This window comes from Kitasatospora sp. NPDC088779 (assembly GCF_040685395.1).
Classification (GTDB): Bacteria; Actinomycetota; Actinomycetes; order Streptomycetales; family Streptomycetaceae; genus Kitasatospora.
Window position 1 is genome coordinate 22,040 of the sequence record NZ_JBFBHW010000078.1, and the last position, 6,000, is coordinate 28,039.

Consider the following 6,000-nt stretch of genomic DNA (forward strand, 5'->3'; position numbering starts at 1 on the left):
CCGGATGCGCCCTGTGCCCTGTGCGGTGTGCCCCTACTCGGTGCGCTCACAACCGCTGGGCCGGATCCGTGCCGCGGGGAGCCTGGCCCGGGAGCCTGTCCGGCCCCACCCCGAACATCGCCGTAAAGGGGTGATTTCGGCCAACCGCCTGCCGGGCGGGCCCCGCGTGGGCCATCCTCATGGCCATGACCTCCGAGCAGCAGCCGCCCGCAGCCGCCGACTCCCGCCCGTCCCGGGGCCTGGTCCTCGCCGTCGTGGCCGTCCTGGCCGTGCTGCTCGCGGTGGTGGCCACCGTCCTGCTCTGGCCGGAGGAGCGCAAGCCCGCCGCCGCACCGCCCCCGCCCACCCCCACGGCCACCCCGACCCCGGCGCCCACGCCGACACCCACCCCGACCAGGACCCCGCCGTACGCCTTCTTCCCGGTCGGCGCCTGCTTCGACCACCCGCAGCTCAGCCCGGTGATCACCAAGGCCGAGGAGCGCCCCTGCACCGGCGAGCACGACGGCCAGGTGATCGCCGACCTGAAACTGGCCGACGGCCTGACCGGCGAGATCCCGATCGCGCTCGCCATGCGCGAGGGCTGCAAGGAGGCCGAGGCCGCCGCCAAGGCCCGCCAGAACGACGGGAAGACGTACTACGGCCGCCAGTTCGGCCCTGCCCAGGCCAACTACCAGCAGGGCTGGCGGGACTACACCTGCACCCTGACCGCCGGCAACAAGCAGGGCGGCCCCAAGCTCACCGGCAACCTGCGCTGACAGCCTCTATCGTGGCGCCATGTCGAACCACGCCCTCGCCGAACGCCACCGCCTCGCCGCACTCCTGGCCGCCGCCGGGCCGGACGCCCCCACCCTCTGCGCCGGGTGGACCACCCGCGACCTCGCCGCCCACCTGGTGGTCCGCGAGCACCGCCCGGACGCGGCGGCCGGACTGCTGATCGGCGCCCTCGCCGACCGGGCCCGCCGGGTGCAGTCCGCGTACGCCGAGCGCCCGTACGAGGAGCTGCTGAAGCTCTTCCGCTCCGGCCCGCCGGTGCTCTCCCCGTTCGCCCTGCCCGGCGCCGACGAGGCCGCGAACACCGTCGAGTACTACGTGCACGCCGAGGACGTCCTGCGGGCCACCGACGACTGGACCCCCGCCCCGGTCCCCGCCGGCCGCGCCGAAGCCCTGTGGCGCCGACTGCCCCTGCTGGCCCGCCTGGAAGCCGGCCGCCGCTCCCCCGTCCGACTGGTGCTGAGCCGCCCCGACGGCCAGTCCCTCACCGTCGGCCCCACCGGCTCCCCCACCGTCCAACTCACCGGCGAACCGGGCGACCTGGTCCTCTTCACCTACGGCCGCGGCGCCCACACCACCCTCACCGTCGACGGCCCCCCGGACGCCCTCGAAGCCCTCCGCCACGTCCTGCCACTGCCTTAAAGAGAGAAAAATGATGCGCTGCCCCTCGGAATACCGAGGGGCAGCGCTCGACGACCCAAGACCAAGAGGATTGGGAGGAGGTCGGAAACTCCCCGCTGGCTATCGGCTCCGCCACGAATCGAGAGAGACGCTCGGTCCATTGGTCAGATAATTGATCAGGGCCTCCCTGGTAGTGGAGACGAATTCCTCCGGTACAGCCCCGACGCCGATCCACGCAACGTCCGAGTGCTTGGCAGGTTCCCCGTTCGCGAGCTCACCGGACCACCGGTGAGCCGCGAAAACGACAGTCAGGAAGCCGTTGGGAGCCTCGACGCCGCGAGCACCGTGGATGACGTGGGCAAGTTGCAAGTCCTCAGGAGCGACGACGAGCCCGGTCTCCTCCCTAAGCTCGCGAACCGCCGTCTCCGTGATCGGCTCGCCTGGTTCGTTCTTGCCGACCGGCAGATCCCACAGGCCTTGCGCGAACTTGGCCTTGGGCCCCCGCCGGAGAAGAACGACACGTTGAGCTTCAAGGTCATGGACGATGACGGCGGCGACCAGCAGGGTCATCGACTCCGTGGCGGGCTTGAGAGCAGTCGTCTGATCGGCGGTCGGCTGGTCCACTCGGTCGAGTCCTTCCTGCGTTACAGCTGTCATGTCAGTACCTCACGTGTTCGGCGTTCCAGATCTACGGCTCCAGGAACACCACGTCTACGGTAGATCGCCAAGCAAGGGCGGATTGAGGAAATCGCCTTTCTCGTCCGATCCGAGGTCATGCCGGCCATGAGGTCGAGCGCACGTCCCCAGGCTGCGACCGCCTCGTCCGCTCGGGCTTGAACAGCCAAGCTGTCACCCAGGTCTGCGTAGGTGAGGGCGTGAACCCGCTTGTACTTCTCGGCATCCCAACGAATCAGCGCGGCACGGTGCTGCTGTTCGGTTCCTGCGTGGTCCCCGAGGTCGGTGAGGGTTCGGGCAGTGTGGCTGGCGACAGTACCGACCACAGGGCCGCTGACGAATGAGAAACTGGGCTGCGGGTCGCCGTCTCGGACGAGGGCGTTCTCTGCGGCGAGGAGTGCCTTGGCTGCAGCGGGTTTGTCCCGGGTGGCGGCGAAAGCACGAGCGTGAGTGATGTGAAGAAGCGCCTCGGTCTTTCCATCCACCCGACCAACGCTCCGAGCGAGTGCATTCTCGATCAGCGCCGCACAGTGGTGGGGCTGCTTGAGACTGAGCGCCTGATGGGCCAGGGTGCGCATCATCCATCCGGCGTGACCATGCGGATCCGACTCCACAGCGAGTTGGTAACCGACCTGGTAGTAACGCTGGGCGGCGCCTTCTTGGCCGAGGTCGTGGTGTTTCCATCCAGCAAGGTAGGCAAGTTCGGCCACGGCTCCGAAGGCGTGCCGCCGCACACTTTCGTTGGGGAAGCGGCCGTTGAGCATCGGGGCTGCCGTGTCGGCCAGGTAGGCGGTCACGGTGGTCAGCCCATGCCCGCCGCCGAGTCGTTCGTCTGCCGCGCTGAACGCGGCAGTGATCTGCCGAACGACCTCAACTTCTTCAACACCGATGCGAGCCAAGCCGGTCCGGGCCCTCATCAGACGCGAGATGGGCTCAGGATCGTAGAGCAGCGGCATGGCTACACCGGCAGTTGTGAATGCAGCGACAGCCAGAAAGGTGCGGCGCTCGACATCTGCACGGCCGAGATTGGCAACCGCCTCGACCGGATCACTACTCACCGCCAAGGACTCTTCCGGGGTGGCGAAGTCGAGTTCGGCAAGGGTGACCCGGCGCCCGGACCGGCGGGAGAGCGCCTCTGCGATGTAATGACTGACTTGCCCGGACGGCTGCGCGCCGTTGATCCAGTGGGCCACGGCGGACTTGTTGGTGAGGAGCATCTCTCCGTTCTCCGCACCGATGCACCGCACAGCACGGGCTAACGCCTCATAGGTCCATCCGCCCGCTGAAATCGTCTCCCTGAGGCGGTGATTGGGTTCCCTGCGTGTGGCCACGATCGATCCCCTGAGGTCGAGCTGTAAACCGCGTAAACCACTCTACGTGTCGACAGGCATACCGATCGTGTTGTTGGGCCGGTTCACTGGATTCGAGCCTGCCAGGGCCATTGAGTCCTGTCGCTCCGAAGGTCGAACCACCGTGCGGTTGCTCATCGCCGCGCCGATCAACGCCCCAGTCCGGGAGGGCTGATGAACACCGACGACTGCGCTGTACTCCCGATGCCGAAGTCCCAAGAGGTGCAACCGACCACGGCTGCGGTGAAATTCGCCCGACTGTGGGTGGTGCATGTGGCTCGGTCCTGGCCGGAACTCCTCTCCGAGAAGTCGCTGCGGGACGTGGAGTTGTGCGCCGACGAGTTGCTGGCCAACGCCGTTGAGCACACCGGAAAGCGCTGCCGCGTCACGGTCCGGTGGACCGGAGTCCGCCTCCGGGTCGAGGTCGCGGACAGGAGTCCGCAGCCGCCGGTGAGGAGCGCGGCGGACGACATGGCCACCGGCGGCCGTGGCCTGCTCCTGGTGGAGGCGCTGGCCTACTCCTGGGGCTGGTACCCGGCGGAGGAGGGCAAGGTGGTCTGGTTCGAGGCGGCGCCCGACCAACTCGCGACGGGGGACTCGCGGCTCGCCGTACCAGCCATCGCGACTCATGTTCACGCCCGGGCGGAAGTCGCGATGACCGCCCCTCCCGCCTCCTCCCGGCACGAGATCCGCCTGATCGACTCCCGAAGCCCCCATTTCTTCCTACTGGAGTGCTGGGGGATCTACGACCGCGAACAGCACGAGTACGTGCGCGCTCCGGGTTCCTCGGACCGGATCAGGCGCTTCTACACCGTGTCGGCCGCTGACGCGTACCTGCGCCGCTCCGACACCTGACGACCTGTCGACCTATCGACCTGACTGCCAGGCAAACAGCTTTGGCTGGCTTCCGCCCTGGTGAGGCCAGCCAGGGCATCCCCGAGGGCTCAGGCGCCCTCGGGGAACCGCCGCCACTCGCGGCGCTTCTCCGAATTGCTCAGCAGAGGAGGGAAAGTGCACAGCCTCATCGCCAGTCCATTCTTGGACGAGTACCTGTTGGTGCGCCCCGGTAGCTGATGGTCGACGTCCTCAGCCGGCTCGGCCGTACCCCGTGTCCCCCGATCGAGCTACGCCGGGCCGAGCAGCGATGGGCCGCCTACGTGGACGATCCCGAGGTGCTGTCCCGCCTCGCCGGCGGCTATCTGCTGCACACGGACCTGAACAACGAGAACGTCCTGATCCGCGAAGACCATGCGCTGCTGGTCGACTGGGCATGGGCCACCCGGGGAGCGCCCTGGATCGACCCGGCTCTCTGGGTGATCTGGTTGATCGCTGCGGGCGGCCACAGCCCGGCTGCGGCGGAAGCGTGGGCCGCCAGGGTCTCGGCGTGGCGGCCCGGCGATCCGGCGGTGGTGGACGTCTTCGCGCAGGCTCAGGCCCGGATGTGGGCCGAGATCGCCGGAGACGATCCGGACCCGTGGACCGATCGGCTGAACCGGGCAGCTCAGCTGTGGGCCCGTTTCCGGGGGCGTGGCTGAGGTCTCCCGGCCGCGCTCCCCGGCTGCGGATGTCAGTGGGCGGGTGCAGACTCGCAGAGGGCCGGGGTGGGTGCGTGCGCGCGCCCGACGGAACCGGCCTGGTCACGTCTTCCGTCGAAGGGGCACCACCTCATGCTCACCACCGACTTTCCGGCCGGCGCGCCCTGCTGGATCGACCTCGGCAGCCCGGACATCCCCGCCACGGCCGAGTTCTACGGCAAGGTCTTCGGCTGGACGTTCCGGTCCGGCGGCCCGGAGGCGGGCGGCTACGGCTTCTTCCAGTTGGGCGGCAGGACGGTCGGCGCCGTCGGCCCGCTCGACAAGGGTGACCAGCCGACCTGGACGACGTACTTCCGTACGGCCGACGTGAACGCCACCGCGCAGGCCGCCGAGCAGGCGGGCGGTTCGGTCCTGGTCCCGCCGATGGACGTCATGGGCGAGGGGTGGTTCGCCCAGTTCGCCGACCCGCAGGGGGCCAGGTTCGCGGTCTGGCAGCCGGGCACGACCACCGGCCTGGACGTGGTGTCGGAGGACGGCGCGCTGGTCTGGTCCGAGCTGCACACTTCGGACCAGAGCGCCGGGTTCGGCTTCTACCAGGCGCTGTTCGGCTGGCGGGTGGAGAAGTTCGAGCCGGCTCCGGGCATGGACTACCGGGTGATCTCGACCTCCGAGGGCGACCAGCAGGCCACGGCCTTCGGCGGCATCGCCCCGACCATGTCCCCGCAGGAGCCCTCCGCCTGGACGCCGTACTTCGCCGCCGGCGACGTGGACGCGCTGATCGCGAAGGCTAAGGCGGCCGGCGGCACGGTGGTGATGGGGCCCGAGGACGTGCCGAACGTCGGCCGGATCGCCTGGATCGTGGACCCGCACGGCACGCCGTTCGCGCTGATCAAGGGCGAACCCCGCGAACAGTCCTGAGCACGCGAGAGGGGCCCCGGCCCCCGGGCGGCGCGGGGCCCCACCCGGGGGGTAGGGCGCGGCCCCCCCCCGGGGGCCCGCCCCCCCCACCCCCACCGGTAGCCGGCCCCAACGCCGCGGCCCCCCAAGGG

General features: G+C 69.6%; 7 protein-coding genes. 5 read left to right on the top strand and 2 right to left on the bottom strand.

The features are described 5' to 3' along the window. The first annotated feature begins 185 nt into the window (after positions 1 to 185). Complete coding sequence (locus tag AB0P03_RS38750; RefSeq protein WP_363633384.1) at positions 186 to 755, top strand: hypothetical protein; 570 nt, start codon at positions 186 to 188, stop codon at positions 753 to 755. A 19-nt stretch (positions 756 to 774) separates the two neighbouring features. Continuing rightward, complete coding sequence (locus tag AB0P03_RS38755; protein ID WP_363633385.1) at positions 775 to 1,413, top strand: TIGR03085 family metal-binding protein; 639 nt, start codon at positions 775 to 777, stop codon at positions 1,411 to 1,413. Positions 1,414 to 1,512: 99 nt separating this feature from the next. Here AB0P03_RS38755 and AB0P03_RS38760 read toward each other — a convergent pair whose 3' ends face one another. Both AB0P03_RS38760 and AB0P03_RS38765 read right to left on the bottom strand, forming a co-directional pair. Continuing rightward, on the bottom strand, positions 1,513 to 2,016 hold the full coding sequence (locus AB0P03_RS38760; protein WP_363582814.1) for an NUDIX domain-containing protein: 504 nt from the start codon (positions 2,014 to 2,016) through the stop codon (positions 1,513 to 1,515). Between the two features lie 29 nt (positions 2,017 to 2,045). Next, a complete protein-coding gene (locus tag AB0P03_RS38765; protein ID WP_363633387.1) occupies positions 2,046 to 3,398 on the bottom strand; it encodes a tetratricopeptide repeat protein in 1,353 nt (450 codons plus the stop codon). A 291-nt stretch (positions 3,399 to 3,689) separates the two neighbouring features. Here AB0P03_RS38765 and AB0P03_RS38770 point away from each other — a divergent pair, with 291 nt between their 5' ends. The 3 genes from AB0P03_RS38770 to AB0P03_RS38780 all read left to right on the top strand — a co-directional run bounded on the left by AB0P03_RS38770 (position 3,690) and on the right by AB0P03_RS38780 (position 5,869). Beyond that, entirely contained in the window at positions 3,690 to 4,271 is a 582-nt protein-coding gene (locus tag AB0P03_RS38770; RefSeq protein WP_363582818.1) for an ATP-binding protein, read from the top strand. Positions 4,272 to 4,573: 302 nt separating this feature from the next. Then, the gene (locus AB0P03_RS38775; RefSeq protein WP_363633388.1) at positions 4,574 to 4,951 is read left to right on the top strand and encodes a hypothetical protein; all 378 of its coding nucleotides are present in this window, start codon (positions 4,574 to 4,576) and stop codon (positions 4,949 to 4,951) included. Between the two features lie 132 nt (positions 4,952 to 5,083). Further along, complete coding sequence (locus AB0P03_RS38780; protein WP_363633390.1) at positions 5,084 to 5,869, top strand: VOC family protein; 786 nt, start codon at positions 5,084 to 5,086, stop codon at positions 5,867 to 5,869. Positions 5,870 to 6,000 lie beyond the last annotated feature (131 nt).